This window comes from Streptomyces sp. NPDC002788 (assembly GCF_053592115.1).
In genome coordinates this window covers 100,016-113,106 of record NZ_JBSFVB010000001.1, presented here as the reverse complement: position 1 = coordinate 113,106, position 13,091 = coordinate 100,016, and the positions used below count along the sequence as shown (strand labels likewise).

Sequence of the window (13,091 nt, the reverse complement as noted above, 5' to 3'; positions counted from 1 at the left end):
TCATGAGGGCGTTGCCGAACCCTGCGTTCGGAAGGCCAAGCGGCCGTCCTCCACGTCCACCGTCACCCCGCCGCCCTCCGTGACCCTGCCGTCCAGCAGCAGCCGGGACAGCTCGTTGTCCACCTCGCGCTGGATCGTGCGGCGCAGCGGGCGGGCGCCGTACTCGGGCTGGTAGCCGCGTTCGGCCAGCCACTCCACCGCTCGGTCCGTGAAGGTGACCGTGAGGCCCTTGTCCTGGACGAGGGAGCGGGTGCGGTCCAGCAGGAGGTTGGTGATCTGGCGCAGCTGTTCCGTGGAGAGCTGACGGAAGACGACGATCTCGTCGATGCGGTTGAGGAACTCCGGGCGGAAGTGCTCGCGCAACGGCCGCAGGATCTGCTCGCGGCGGGCCTCCTCGTCCGCGTCGGCGCCGCCCGACGCGAAGCCCAGGGTGGCGCCGCGGCGGGTGATCGCCTCGGAGCCGAGGTTGCTGGTCATCACGATGACCGTGTTGGTGAAGTCCACCGTGCGGCCCTGGGAGTCGGTCAGCCGGCCGTCGTCGAGCACCTGGAGCAGGATGTTGAAGACGTCCGGGTGCGCCTTCTCGACCTCGTCGAGCAACAGCAGCGAGTACGGGTGGCGGCGGACGACCTCCGTGAGCTGGCCCGCTTCCTCGTGGCCGACGTAGCCGGGCGGGGCGCCGATCAGGCGGCTGACGGTGTGGCGCTCCTGGTACTCGCTCATGTCGAGCCGCACCATGCGGTCCTCGCTGCCGAACAGGGCCTCGGCGAGCGCCCGGGCCAGTTCGGTCTTGCCGACACCCGTGGGGCCGAGGAACAGGAAGCTGCCGATCGGCCGGTCGGGGGACGCGAGCCCGGCGCGGGAGCGCAGTACCGCGTCCGAGACGACCCGGACGGCCTCGTCCTGGCCGACGACCCGCTGGTGCAGGTGCTCCTCCAGGGCCAGCAGGCGGTCCTTCTCCTCCTGGGTGAGGCTGCTGACCGGGATGCCGGTCTGCCGGGACACCACCTCGGCGATCGACTCGGCCCCGACCACCAGGTCCTGGCCCTCGTCGACCTCGCCGTCGCCACCGGCCTCGGTGATCCGCTGCTTCAGCTCCACGATCCGGTCGCGCAACCGGGTGGCCTGCTCGTACTGTTCGTCCGCGACCGCCTGGTCCTTGTCCCGGGTCAGCTGCTCCAGCTCCCGCTCCATGGCCCGCACGTCCGTGCCCTTGGTCCGGGCCCGCAGCCGCACCCGGGCACCGGCCTGGTCGATCAGGTCGATGGCCTTGTCGGGCAGCCGTCGGTCGCTCAGATAGCGGTCCGACAGCTCCACGGCGGCGACCAGTGCCTCGTCGGTGTAGCGGACCTGGTGGTGGGCCTCGTAGCGGTCCTGGAGGCCGCGCAGGATCTCGATCGCGTCCGCGGGGGTCGGCTCCGGCACCATGATCGGCTGGAAGCGGCGGGCCAGCGCCGCGTCCTTCTCGATCCGGCGGTACTCCTCCAGTGTGGTGGCGCCCACGATGTGCAGTTCGCCCCGGGCGAGGGCCGGCTTGAGAATGTTGCCCGCGTCCATGGAGCCGCCGTCGCCGCCCCCGGCACCGGCGCCCACCACGGTGTGGAGCTCGTCGATGAAAATGATCAGCTGGTCGGAGTGGGCGCGGATCTCGCCCACGATGTTGTTCATCCGCTCCTCGAAGTCACCCCGGTAGCGGGTGCCCGCGACCACGCCGGTCAGGTCCAGGGCGACCACGCGGCGCCCGATCAGCACGTCGGGCACGTCCGCCTCGGAGATGCGCTGCGCGAGCCCCTCCACGATGGCGGTCTTGCCGACTCCCGCGTCACCGATCAGCACCGGGTTGTTCTTGCCGCGGCGGGAGAGGACCTCGACGGTCTGCTCGATCTCCTGGTCCCGGCCGATCACCGGGTCGATGCGGCCCTGCCGGGCCAGCTCGGTGAGGTCACGGCCGTACTTGTCGAGGGTCGGCGTGTTCGTCGGGCGAGGCCGCTCGGCCTGGGGGACCTCCGGCGCCTCGGGCGGTTCGGTGGGGGCGAAACGGGCCGCGTTCAGGATGTGCCCGGCCGCCGAGTCCGGGTTCGAGGCCAGGGCGCTCAGCACGTGCTCCGGGCCGATGTAGCCGTAGCCCCGGGCCCGGGCCATGTCGTGGGCGTCCAGCAGGGCCCGCTTGGCGGCCGGGGTGAGGGAGAGCGCGGTGGGCGGCGGGGCGTCCTTCGGCGTGTGCTGGGCCGGGCCCGACCGTTCGTCGATCTGCGATGCCAGCGAGTCGGGGTTCGCGCCGGCCTTGCTGAGCAGGGTCCGGGTGGGCTCGGTGGCGAGCGCCGCCCGCAGCAGATGCTGGGTGTCGAGGTCCCGGCTGCCGTGCTCGGCGGCGTACTGGGCGGCGCCGCGGACGAGCTCCCGGGCCGGCTGACTCAGCAGCCGCCCGAGATCGATCTGCCGGGGCCCCGGACGCGGTCCGCCGAAGAAGCGTGCGAGGAATTCTCCGAAGGGGTCCGAGCCGTAGCCCTCCGGGCTGGTGAAGCCGCTGCTCATGGGCCTTCCGTTCCCGGCGTCCCCGGCGCCCGGGCGGGGGACGCCCTCGCTGGTCGACGTGCCGGGGTCGGGTAACCCGGGCGGCAGCCCGTTACACCTGGGGCGCGCTCGTAGAACACCTTCGCACGATCGCCGACGAGGGGCACCTTCGGGGCGCACCCGGGCAATCCCGGCGGGCTTCAGCGAGCGGTCAGGATCCTCGGTCCCGACTCCGTGATCGCCACCGTGTGCTCCGCGTGGGCCGCGCGGGAGCCGTCGTCGGTCTTCAGGGTCCAGCCGTCGGGGGCCGCGTGGAAGGTGTCCGTGCCGCCCGCGACGACCATGGGTTCGATCGCCAGCACCATGCCGTGCCTCAGCCGCATCCCGCGCCCCGGGCGGCCCTCGTTCGGTACCGAGGGGTCCTCGTGCATCCGGCGGCCGATGCCGTGGCCGCCGAAACCGTCGGGGATGCCGTAGCCCGCGGTACGGCAGACCGTGCCGATCGCGTGGGCGATGTCGCCGATGCGGTTGCCGACCACGGCGGCCTCGATGCCGGCCGCGAGGGCCCGCTCGGCGGTCTCGATCAGGCGCAGGTCGGCCGGGCGCGGGGTGCCCACGATGAAGCTGAGCGCCGAGTCGCCGACCCAGCCGCCCAGTTCGGCGCCGAAGTCGATGGAGACCAGGTCGCCGTCGCGCAGCCGGTAGCGGGTCGGGATGCCGTGCACGATCGCGTCGTTCACCGAGACGCAGAGGACGGCGGGGAAGGGGGTCGGCGCGAAGGACGGCCGGTACCCCAGGAACGGCGAGGTCGCGCCCGCCTCGCGCAGTACGCCGTGCGCCACCGCGTCCAGTTCCAGCAGGGAGACGCCCACGCCGGCGGCCTGCCGTGCGGCCGTCAGTGCGCGGGCGACGACCTGGCCCGCCTCGTACATGGCATCGATCGATGTATCGGTCTTCAGCTCAACCATGCCAATTACTATACCGGTATTAGAATGGGGGCATGGTACGCACCCCTCTCACCCCCGAAGAGCGCGAACGCGGCGAGCGGCTGGGCAAGCTGCTGCGCGAAGCGCGTGGCGACCGGAGCATGACGGAGATCGCGGCCCGCGCGGGCGTCTCCGCGGAGACCCTCCGGAAGATCGAGACCGGACGGGCCCCGACCCCGGCCTTCTTCACGGTGGCCGCACTGGCCGGCGTGCTCGGGCTCTCGATGGACGAGCTGGCAGGGCAGTGCGTGCCGACACCGGTCTGACGCGGCCACGGAGGGTCCTGCTCCCTGCGTGAAAACTCCCCGTAGCACCGCTGTAACACGACTGGTGTTGCCTACGGGGCGGAGTGCTCCGGTCTGGCGGGAGTTGTGCGATGACGGCTGACCGACTCCCGGCCGCGGTGCGGGAGTTCGCGAACTACCTGGACGGCCTGCTGGCACGTCTCGACCCGTCCGGCGGCTGGTACGCGGTGTTCTGGCAGCGCGACCCGGAGGGCATGCGGGCCTGCCTAGACGGGCATGAGATGCCGCCCTGGGACGTGGTGGAGGCGCTGCTGCGCGACCTCGCCGGGCAGTACGGCCCGGGGGGAGTGGACCCGGAGACGGAACGCGCCCGCTCCCTGCACGCCGCCGCGCTCGCCGCGTACGACACCCGGCCCGGGGGGCGCGACGCCCTCGGCGACCGCCTCGACGTCATGCTCCGCGAACAGAAGTACGCCGCGGAACGCCAGGCCGCCCTGGCCCGCCAGCTGACCTCGGCCTCCACCCGCGAACAGGCCGATGCGCTGCGCCTGGACCTCGCCTGGGCCCGCGACGACCACGAACGCGCGAGCGCGCGGTGTGCGGAGCTGCGCGCACGGATGGCTCACCTGGACCGCCTGCAGCAGGCGGTGTCCCCGAGGGCGTGGAGTGACGGGGAGCGGCTGGGGGGCGCGGTGCCGGGGCAAGCCCCGCGTGTCCCGGGGGCCGGGACGGCGGATCGCACGCCCGCGTTCGGAGGCGGGCTGCCGGCCGGCGCGGGTCGTGCGGTGGGCGGTGGGGCAGGGGGCCGGCAAGCAGGGGCCGGTGGTTACGGGGCTGACGGGCCGGCATCGGGCAGGGTCCGTACGCCTTCGGCTGCCGGTGATCCGCCTGGGCCCGGGGCGCCCGCCATGCCGTGGCCCCGCACCGAGTCGCCGTCAGCCGTGACCGGCTCCGCCGGTGGGTACGGCACCTGGGACGGGGCCCCCAGCGCGGAGCCCGGGGACCAGGCCCGCGAGCATCCGGTGAGCCGGGTCTTCCCCCGGGAGGCCGCCGCCGGTGGCACGCCCGACGCGCCCGCCGCCCCGGCCCCGCCCCGGCCGGCCCCCGAGCCCGCGGCGCCCCGGCCCTCCGCCCCCGTACAGCGCAAACGTCGTCGTGGTGGCGCACGCTTCGCCGGACTGGGCGAGGAGGAATCCGCACCCCTCGCCGTACCGACCGACGGTGTGCCGGCACTCCCGGCGCCCGCCCCCGCCACCGGCCGTACACCGCGCGGCGCTCGGTTCGCCGGGGCCGCTGAGAAGGTGGTGCCGGAGCGCCCGGCGCCCGAGGCATGCGCGGTCGGTGCGGGGGACCGCGCGGAGGTCGTGCGGACCGTCGAGGCACTGGCGCGGCTGCGGAGCGAGGGCCGCAGCGGGGAGGCCCATGCCCTGCTGGCGGAGGCCGCCTACGGGGATCCCGCCCGGTTCCCGCTGTTCGCTGAGCACCTGCACCACGCCGGACTGGAGGCCGACTGGCAGACCCTGCTGTGGGAGGCCGCCTCCTTGCCGGCCGGGCGGTTGGTCGCCGCCGCGGACGCCCTGGTCGCGGCCGGGCGTGCGGGAGACGGGCGGCAGATGCTGCGGCAGGGGGTCGCACGCCCTCCGGGCGAGGTCGGCGAGGCCGTGCTCGGACTGCTCGCCGAGGGCCGTCACCGCGAGGTGCGCGCACTGCTCGACACCTATGTGAGGTCCCGTACCCCCGAGGAGGCCGCCCGCAGCGCCGAGCCCGGCCCGCGGCATCTCGTCCCGCTCCTGCTCCAGGCCGCCCAGGGCGTGTCGGTCGAACGCCGCCGGGACCTCGTGCACGCCCTCCGGGTCGCCGGGCACCCCGTCTGACCGGCCACGTCGTGCCCCCGGCGACTCACCCACCGGAGTGCGAATCGCGCTCCACCCCGCGGGTTGGCCACGATGGTCTTGGCAAGCCCGTGCCGGAGGCTTACGTTCGTGGCTCTACGCCCGCTTCTACGGGCGTAGAGGCGCAGACGTCGCGTCGAAGGAGCAGCTCATGGCCAACGTCGTACGTGCCGCCCTGGTCCAGGCCACCTGGACCGGCGACACCGAGTCCATGGTGGCGAAACACGAGGAGCACGCCCGCGAGGCGGCCCGCCGGGGCGCGAAGATCATCGGTTTCCAGGAAGTCTTCAACAGCCCCTACTTCTGTCAGGTCGAGGAGCCCGAGCACTACCGCTGGGCCGAGCCCGTCCCCGACGGGCCGACCGTGCGGCGGATGCAGGCGCTCGCACGCGAGACCGGCATGGTGATCGTCGCGCCGGTGTTCGAGGCGGAGCAGCCCGGCTTCTACTACAACACCGCAGCCGTGATCGACGCCGACGGCACCTACCTCGGCAAGTACCGCAAGCACCACATCCCGCAGCTCAAGGGCTTCCGCGAGAAGTTCTACTTCAAGCCCGGCAACCTCGGCTGGCCCGTGTTCGAGACGGCCGCCGGCAAGGTCGGCGTCTACATCTGCTACGACCGCCACTTCCCGGAGGGCTGGCGGCAACTCGGCCTGGCCGGGGCCCAGCTGGTCTACAACCCCTCCGCCACCCACCGGAGCCTGTCGTCCCACCTGTGGCGGCTGGAGCAGCCCGCGGCGGCCGTCGCCAACGGGTACTACATCGCCGCGATCAACCGTGTCGGCCAGGAGGAGTACGGCGACAACGACTTCTACGGCACGAGCTACTTCGTCGACCCCCGCGGGCAGTTCGTGGGGGACGTCGCCAGCGACAGCAAGGAGGAGCTCGTGGTCCGGGACATCGACCTCGACCTCATCGAAGAAGTGCGGCAGCAGTGGGCGTTCTACCGCGACCGCCGCCCCGACGCCTACGAAGGGCTGGTGCAGCCGTGACTAAGGACCTCCTGGGCCGCCACCGGGCTGTGCTCCCGGACTGGCTCGCCCTCTACTACGAGGAGCCCCTCGAGATCACCCACGGCGAGGGCCGCCACGTCTGGGACGCCCAGGGCAACCGCTACCTCGACTTCTTCGGCGGCATCCTCACCACCATGACCGCGCACGCGCTGCCCGAGGTGACCAAGGCGGTGAGCGAGCAGGCCGGGCGGATCATCCACTCCTCGACCCTCTACCTCAACCGCCCGATGGTCGAACTCGCCGAGCGCATCGCCCAGTTGAGCGGGATCCCGGACGCCCGCGTCTTCTTCACCACCTCCGGGACCGAGGCCAACGACACCGCCCTGCTGCTGGCCACGACGTACCGGCGCAGCAACACGATCCTGGCGATGCGCAACAGCTACCACGGACGCTCCTTCAGTTCCGTCGGCATCACCGGCAACAGCGGCTGGTCCCCGACCTCGCTGTCCCCGCTGCAGACGCTGTACGTCCACGGCGGCGTGCGCACCCGCGGCCCCTACGCCTCCCTCAGCGACGCCGCCTTCATCGAGGCCTGCGTCGACGACCTGAAGGACCTGCTCGGCCACACCCGCCCGCCGGCCGCGCTGATCGCCGAGCCCGTCCAGGGGGTCGGCGGCTTCACGTCCCCGCCCGACGGGCTGTACGCGGCCTTCCGGGACGTGCTGCACGAACGCGGCATTCTGTGGATCGCCGACGAGGTGCAGACCGGCTGGGGCCGCACGGGCGAGCACTTCTGGGGCTGGCAGGCCCACGGCCGGAACGGGCCGCCCGACCTCATGACCTTCGCCAAGGGCATCGGCAACGGCATGTCCATCGGCGGGGTCGTCGCCCGCGCCGAGATCATGAACTGCCTGGACTCCAACAGCATCTCCACGTTCGGCGGCACTCAGATCACCATGGCGGCGGGCCTCGCCAACCTCAACTACCTGCTGGAACACGATCTCCAGGGCAACGCCCGGCGCGTCGGCGGCATGCTCATCGAGCGGTTGCGGGCCGCCGCCGCGCAGGTCCCGGCCGTACGCGAGGTCCGTGGACGCGGGCTGATGATCGGCATCGAGATCACCGAACCGGGGACCGACGTGGCCGACCCGAAGGCCGCAGCGGCCGTGCTGGAGGCGGCTCGCGAGGGCGGCCTGCTGATCGGCAAGGGCGGCGGCCACAACACCAGCTCGCTGCGCGTCGCCCCGCCGCTGTCCCTCAACGTCGCGGAGGCCGAGGAAGGCGCCGCGATCCTCGAGAACGCTCTGAGGAGCATCCAGTAGCAGTGAACTGAGCAAGGGAACGTCACCATGGCCATCACCGCGGATTCCCTGGAACCGGCCCTGTCGGTCCGGCAGGTCCTCAGCCTGGAGCGGGTGCTCGCCGGGGAGCCCGAGGTGGTGGCCGGGGCGAGCCATCTCGACCGGCCGGTCCGCTGGGTGCACGTCGCCGAGGCCGCCGACGTCGGGGTGATGCTGAGCGGTGGCGAGATGGTCCTCACCACCGGCGTGCTGCTCGCGGGTGACGAGGACAAGCAGGCCGAGTACGTCCGGTCGCTGCACCGCGCGGAGGCCGCGGCCGTCGTCCTCGGACTCGGCCGCGCCTTCCCCGCCGCGCCGGCCGTGATGCGCCGGGCCGCCGAGCGCTGCGGGCTGCCGATGGTCGTGCTGCACCGGCCCTTCCCCTTCGCCGAGCTGACCGAGGAGGTCCAGTCGCGGCTCGTGCGGCGCAAATTCGCCGCCATCAGCCTCTCCGAGGCCGTCCGCACGGAACTCACCTCCCTCATCACCGCGGGCGCCCCGCTGCAGCGCCTGCTCGACGAGGTCGCCCGGCACAGCGCCTGCCCGGTCGTCGTCACCAACCTCGCCCACCGCGTCCTCGGCACGGCGGGGGAGCGGGCCGCGGTCGACGACGTGCTGCGCGACTGGGAGCGCATCGCCCGCCAGGCCGGCGGCACCGAGGGCGACGGCTGGATCAGGGCCGAGCTGGGCGGGCGCGGGGAGCGGTGGGGCCGGATCGTGCTGTGCGGTTACCGCGGCGACACCGCGACCGGGCGGCTGCTGGCCGACCGCGCCGCCGAGGCCCTCGTCCTGCACCGCATGCTCGGCGGCGGCGCCGCGTGCTCCTGGGAGGAGCAGTCCGCGCAGAGCCTGCTGACCGACCTGGTCAGCGGCGTCGTCCCGGCACGGCAACTGCTGCCCCGGGCGCGTGCCGCCGGCCTGCCGGTCAACCGGCGGGTCTTCGTGCCCCTCGTCGTCCGCGACGGCGACCCCGCCCGGCTCGAACGGCTGCTGCGCCTGCTGGGCCTGCCCGGCCTGGTCGCCGAGCTGGCCGACGGGTTCACCGCGGTGCTGCTCAGCCTCGCCCGCGACCAGGACGCGGGCGCCCTCGCCGCGCACTTCGCGACCCGGCTGCGGACGGAGTCCGGCCCGCCCCGCACGGTCGTCGCCGCAGCCGACCCGCGGGCCGTCTGGGACGACGTCCCCGCGGGCCTGCGCGAGGCCCAGCACGTCGCGGACGCCGTCGCCGACTCCGCGGCGGCCCTCGACCTTCCGCCGGTCGTCCGCCTGAAGGACGTCCACCTGCGGGGCCTGATCCGCCTGCTGCGCGACGACCCGCACGTGCAGTCCTTCGCGGAACGGGAACTGGACGGGCTGCTGTGCGCGACCGACGAGGACCTGCTGGCCGTATTGCGTACCTACCTCGCCACCGGCCGCAACAAGTCCCGCACCGCGCAGCTCCACCACGTCTCCCGGCCGGCCCTCTACCGCCGCCTGGAGGCCATACAGGTCCGCCTGGGGGTGGACCTGGACGACTTCGAGCAGGCCGCCTCGGTGCACATCGCACTCCTCGCGCACGACGCGCAACAGCAGTGAAACACGTGACCACCTGGGAAAACGGCGGTGAAACATGGGCCCACGACAGAGTGACACGGTGGCACGCCGCGCGCCCGTAGACGTGACACGGTGCAACTCAAAGCCTGCTTCCGGACTTCCTAGGCTCGCCGCACACCGAGCGACCGGAGGTCCCGATGAGCCGAGTGATCCGTGCAGCCGTCTTCCAGACCGCCTGGACGGGCGACAAGGAATCGATGATCCAGGTCCACGAGCAGGCGGCCCGCGACGCGGCCGCGCAGGGCGCCCAGGTCCTGTGCTTCCAGGAGCTGTTCTACGGACCGTACTTCTGTCAGGTCCAGGACCCGGCCTTCTACGAGTACGCCGAGCAGATCCCCGAGGGCCCGATCGTCCGCCGCTTCCAGGCCCTGGCCAAGGAGCTGGGCATCGTCCTGGTGCTGCCGATGTACGAGGAGGAGCAGCCCGGCGTCCTCTACAACACCGCCGCCGTGATCGACGCGGACGGCTCCTACCTCGGCAAGTACCGCAAGACCCACATCCCGCAGGTGAAGGGCTTCTGGGAGAAGTTCTACTTCCGCCCGGGCAACACCGGCTGGCCGGTCTTCGAGACCGCCGTCGGCAAGGTCGGCGTCTACATCTGCTACGACCGCCACTTCCCCGAGGGCTGGCGCGCCCTCGGCCTCGCGGGCGCCGAGATCGTCTTCAACCCCTCGGCCACCTCGCGCGGCCTGTCCGGCTACCTCTGGCAGCTGGAGCAGCCGGCGGCGGCGGTCGCCAACGAGTACTTCGTCGGCGCGATCAACCGGGTCGGGGTGGAGGAGTACGGCGACAACGACTTCTACGGGACCTCGTACTTCGTCGATCCGGAGGCCCAGTTCGTCGGCGAGGTCGCGAGCGACAAGGAGACGGAGCTGGTCGTCCGCGACCTCGACATGGCCAAACTCCGCGAGGTCCGGGACCGCTGGCAGTTCTACAGGGACCGGGCACCGGGCGCGTACGGGCCGCTGACAGCACCCTGAGCAACCCAGGGGCGCGGGGGAGCGTTCGATGTGCGGCTGACGCCGCGAGCGCGCGACCAGCCACAGACAACCGGCACGTCAACACGGCGAGGAGCGACACAGCATGAGCACCCGAACCGTCATCCGAGGTGGCCTGGTCATCACCGCCTCCGACGAACTGCACGCCGACGTCATGATCGAGGACGGCCGCATCGCCGCCCTCGCGACCTCCGGCACCCCCGCGGCAGAGGCCTTCACCGCGGAGCGGACGATCGACGCCACCGGAAAGTACGTCATCCCCGGCGGCGTCGACGCCCACACCCACATGGAGCTGCCCTTCGGCGGCACCTTCGCCTCCGACACCTTCGAGACCGGCACCCGCGCCGCCGCCTGGGGCGGCACCACGACGATCATCGACTTCGCCGTGCAGAGCGTCGGCCACGCTCTGCGCGAGGGCCTCGACACCTGGCACGCCAAGGCCGACGGCAACTGCGCCATCGACTACGGCTTCCACATGATCGTCTCCGACGTCAACGAGCACACGCTCAAGGAGATGGACAACCTGGTCGAGGAGGGCGTCACCTCCTTCAAGCAGTTCATGGCCTACCCGGGCGTCTTCTACAGCGACGACGGCCAGATCCTGCGCGCCATGCAGCGCTCCGCCGACAACGGCGGCCTGATCATGATGCATGCCGAGAACGGCATCGCGATCGACGTCCTGGTCGAGCAGGCCCTGGCCCGCGGCGAGACCGATCCGCGCTACCACGGCGAGGTCCGCAAGGCCCTGCTGGAGGCGGAGGCCACGCACCGCGCCATCAAGCTGGCCCAGGTCGCGGGCGCGCCCCTGTACGTCGTGCACGTCTCGGCCATGGAGGCGGTCGCCGAACTGGCCCGGGCCCGCGACGAGGGGCTGAACGTCTTCGGCGAGACGTGCCCGCAGTACCTGTTCCTGTCCACCGACAACCTTGCCGAACCGGACTTCGAGGGCGCGAAGTACGTGTGCAGCACCCCGCTGAGGCCACGCGAACATCAGGCGAAGCTCTGGCAGGGCCTGCGGACGAACGACCTCCAGGTCGTCTCCACCGACCACTGCCCCTTCTGTTTCGTCGGCCAGAAGGAACTCGGCCGCGGCGACTTCTCCAAGATCCCCAACGGCCTGCCGGGCGTGGAGAACCGTATGGATCTGCTCCACCAGGCGGTCCTCGACGGGCACATCTCGCGCCGCCGCTGGATCGAGATCGCCTGTGCCACCCCGGCCCGGATGTTCGGCCTGTACCCGAAGAAGGGCACCATCGCGCCGGGCGCCGACGCCGACGTCGTCATCTACGACCCGCACGCCGAGCAGGTCATGTCGGCCGAGACGCACCACATGAACGTCGACTACTCGGCGTACGAGGGCAAACGCGTCACCGGCCGGGTCGAGACGGTCCTCTCGCGCGGCGAACCCGTCATCACCGAGCGGGAGTACACCGGGCACGCCGGGCACGGCGTCTTCACCCCGCGTTCCACCTGTCAGTACCTCAACTAGGAGTGGCGCAGATGGACTTCGGACTCGTCCTGCAGACCGACCCGCCGGCCTCGCGGGTGATCAGCCTGATGAAACGCGCGGAACGGAACGGCTTCTCGCACGGCTGGACCTTCGACTCCGCCGTGCTGTGGCAGGAGCCCTTCGTGATCTACAGCCAGATCCTGGCCAACACCACGAAGCTGAAGGTCGGGCCGATGGTGACCAACCCGGGCACCCGCACCTGGGAGGTCACCGCCTCCACCTTCGCCACCCTCAACGACATGTTCGGCAACCGCACGGTCTGCGGCATCGGCCGCGGCGACTCCGCGATGCGGGTGGCCGGCCGCAAGCCCAACACGCTGGCCCGGATCAGCGAGGCCATGAAGGTCATCCGGGCCCTCGGCAGCGGGCAGGAGGCCGACCTCGGCGGCGGCGCCGTCGTCCGGTTCCCGTGGATCAAGCCGGACGCCGAACTGCCCGTGTGGATGGCCGCGTACGGGCCCAAGGCGCTGATGATGGCCGGTGAGGAGGCGGACGGGTTCATCCTCCAGCTCGCCGACCTGTATCTCACCCAGTACATGGTCAAGGCCGTCAAGGACGCGGCCGTCGCCGCCGGACGGGACCCTGACGAGGTGACCATCTGCGTGGCCGCTCCGGCCTACGTCACCGAGGACGACTCGCCCGAGGCGCTCGCCCACGCGCGCGAGCAGTGCCGGTGGTTCGGCGGCATGGTCGGCAACCACGTCGCCGACCTCGTCTCCAAGTACGGCGAGCACTCCTCCCAGGTGCCCGACGCACTCACCGAGTACATCAGGGCCCGCCAGGGCTACGACTACTCCCACCACGGGCGCAGCGGCAACCCCGACGCCGAGTTCGTGCCCGACGAGATCGTCGACCGGTTCTGCCTGATCGGACCGGTCGAGAAGCACATCGAGAAGCTGAACGCGCTGCGGGCCCTCGGCGTGGACCAGTTCGCCGTCTACGACATGCACGACGCGCAGGAGGCCGTGATCGACGCCTACGGATCGCGGGTGATCCCGGCGGTCAACGGCTGAGCACCTCCGCACCGCCCCCATTGATCTCCCCCTTCCCCGCGGATC

Annotated in this window: 10 protein-coding genes; 8 read left to right on the top strand and 2 right to left on the bottom strand. The window is 72.0% G+C overall.

The annotated features are described in order from the left end of the window. Together ACWD1U_RS00500 and map are read right to left on the bottom strand one after the other, a co-directional pair. Positions 1-2,535 (bottom strand): ATP-dependent Clp protease ATP-binding subunit, encoded by a 2,535-nt coding sequence (locus ACWD1U_RS00500; protein WP_451103466.1) that lies wholly within the window; start codon positions 2,533-2,535, stop codon positions 1-3. 179 nt (positions 2,536-2,714) lie between these two features. After that, on the bottom strand, positions 2,715-3,482 hold the full coding sequence (gene map / locus ACWD1U_RS00495; RefSeq protein ID WP_451103465.1) for a type I methionyl aminopeptidase: 768 nt from the start codon (positions 3,480-3,482) through the stop codon (positions 2,715-2,717). Between the two features lie 32 nt (positions 3,483-3,514). On the opposite strand from map, the gene ACWD1U_RS00490 reads away from it, so the two are divergent. The 8 genes from ACWD1U_RS00490 (at position 3,515) to ACWD1U_RS00455 (ending at position 13,046) form a co-directional block, all read left to right on the top strand. After that, complete coding sequence (locus ACWD1U_RS00490; RefSeq protein ID WP_451103464.1) at positions 3,515-3,766, top strand: helix-turn-helix domain-containing protein; 252 nt, start codon at positions 3,515-3,517, stop codon at positions 3,764-3,766. Between the two features lie 110 nt (positions 3,767-3,876). Continuing rightward, a complete protein-coding gene (locus ACWD1U_RS00485; protein WP_451103463.1) occupies positions 3,877-5,619 on the top strand; it encodes a hypothetical protein in 1,743 nt (580 codons plus the stop codon). Positions 5,620-5,788: 169 nt separating this feature from the next. After that, complete coding sequence (locus ACWD1U_RS00480) at positions 5,789-6,631, top strand: nitrilase-related carbon-nitrogen hydrolase (protein WP_451103462.1); 843 nt, start codon at positions 5,789-5,791, stop codon at positions 6,629-6,631. After that, positions 6,628-7,914 (top strand): aspartate aminotransferase family protein, encoded by a 1,287-nt coding sequence (locus tag ACWD1U_RS00475; protein WP_451103461.1) that lies wholly within the window; start codon positions 6,628-6,630, stop codon positions 7,912-7,914. The genes ACWD1U_RS00480 and ACWD1U_RS00475 overlap by 4 nt, the downstream gene beginning before the upstream one ends. A gap of 27 nt (positions 7,915-7,941) precedes the next feature. Further along, on the top strand, positions 7,942-9,507 hold the full coding sequence (locus ACWD1U_RS00470; RefSeq protein WP_451103460.1) for a PucR family transcriptional regulator: 1,566 nt from the start codon (positions 7,942-7,944) through the stop codon (positions 9,505-9,507). Positions 9,508-9,662: 155 nt separating this feature from the next. Then, positions 9,663-10,505: a nitrilase-related carbon-nitrogen hydrolase gene (locus ACWD1U_RS00465; protein ID WP_451103459.1), complete on the top strand. Its 843-nt coding sequence runs from the start codon at positions 9,663-9,665 to the stop codon at positions 10,503-10,505. Between the two features lie 103 nt (positions 10,506-10,608). Then, a complete protein-coding gene (gene hydA / locus ACWD1U_RS00460; RefSeq protein ID WP_451103458.1) occupies positions 10,609-12,012 on the top strand; it encodes a dihydropyrimidinase in 1,404 nt (467 codons plus the stop codon). A gap of 11 nt (positions 12,013-12,023) precedes the next feature. Next, complete coding sequence (locus ACWD1U_RS00455; RefSeq protein WP_451103457.1) at positions 12,024-13,046, top strand: TIGR03842 family LLM class F420-dependent oxidoreductase; 1,023 nt, start codon at positions 12,024-12,026, stop codon at positions 13,044-13,046. Positions 13,047-13,091: the final 45 nt, after the last annotated feature.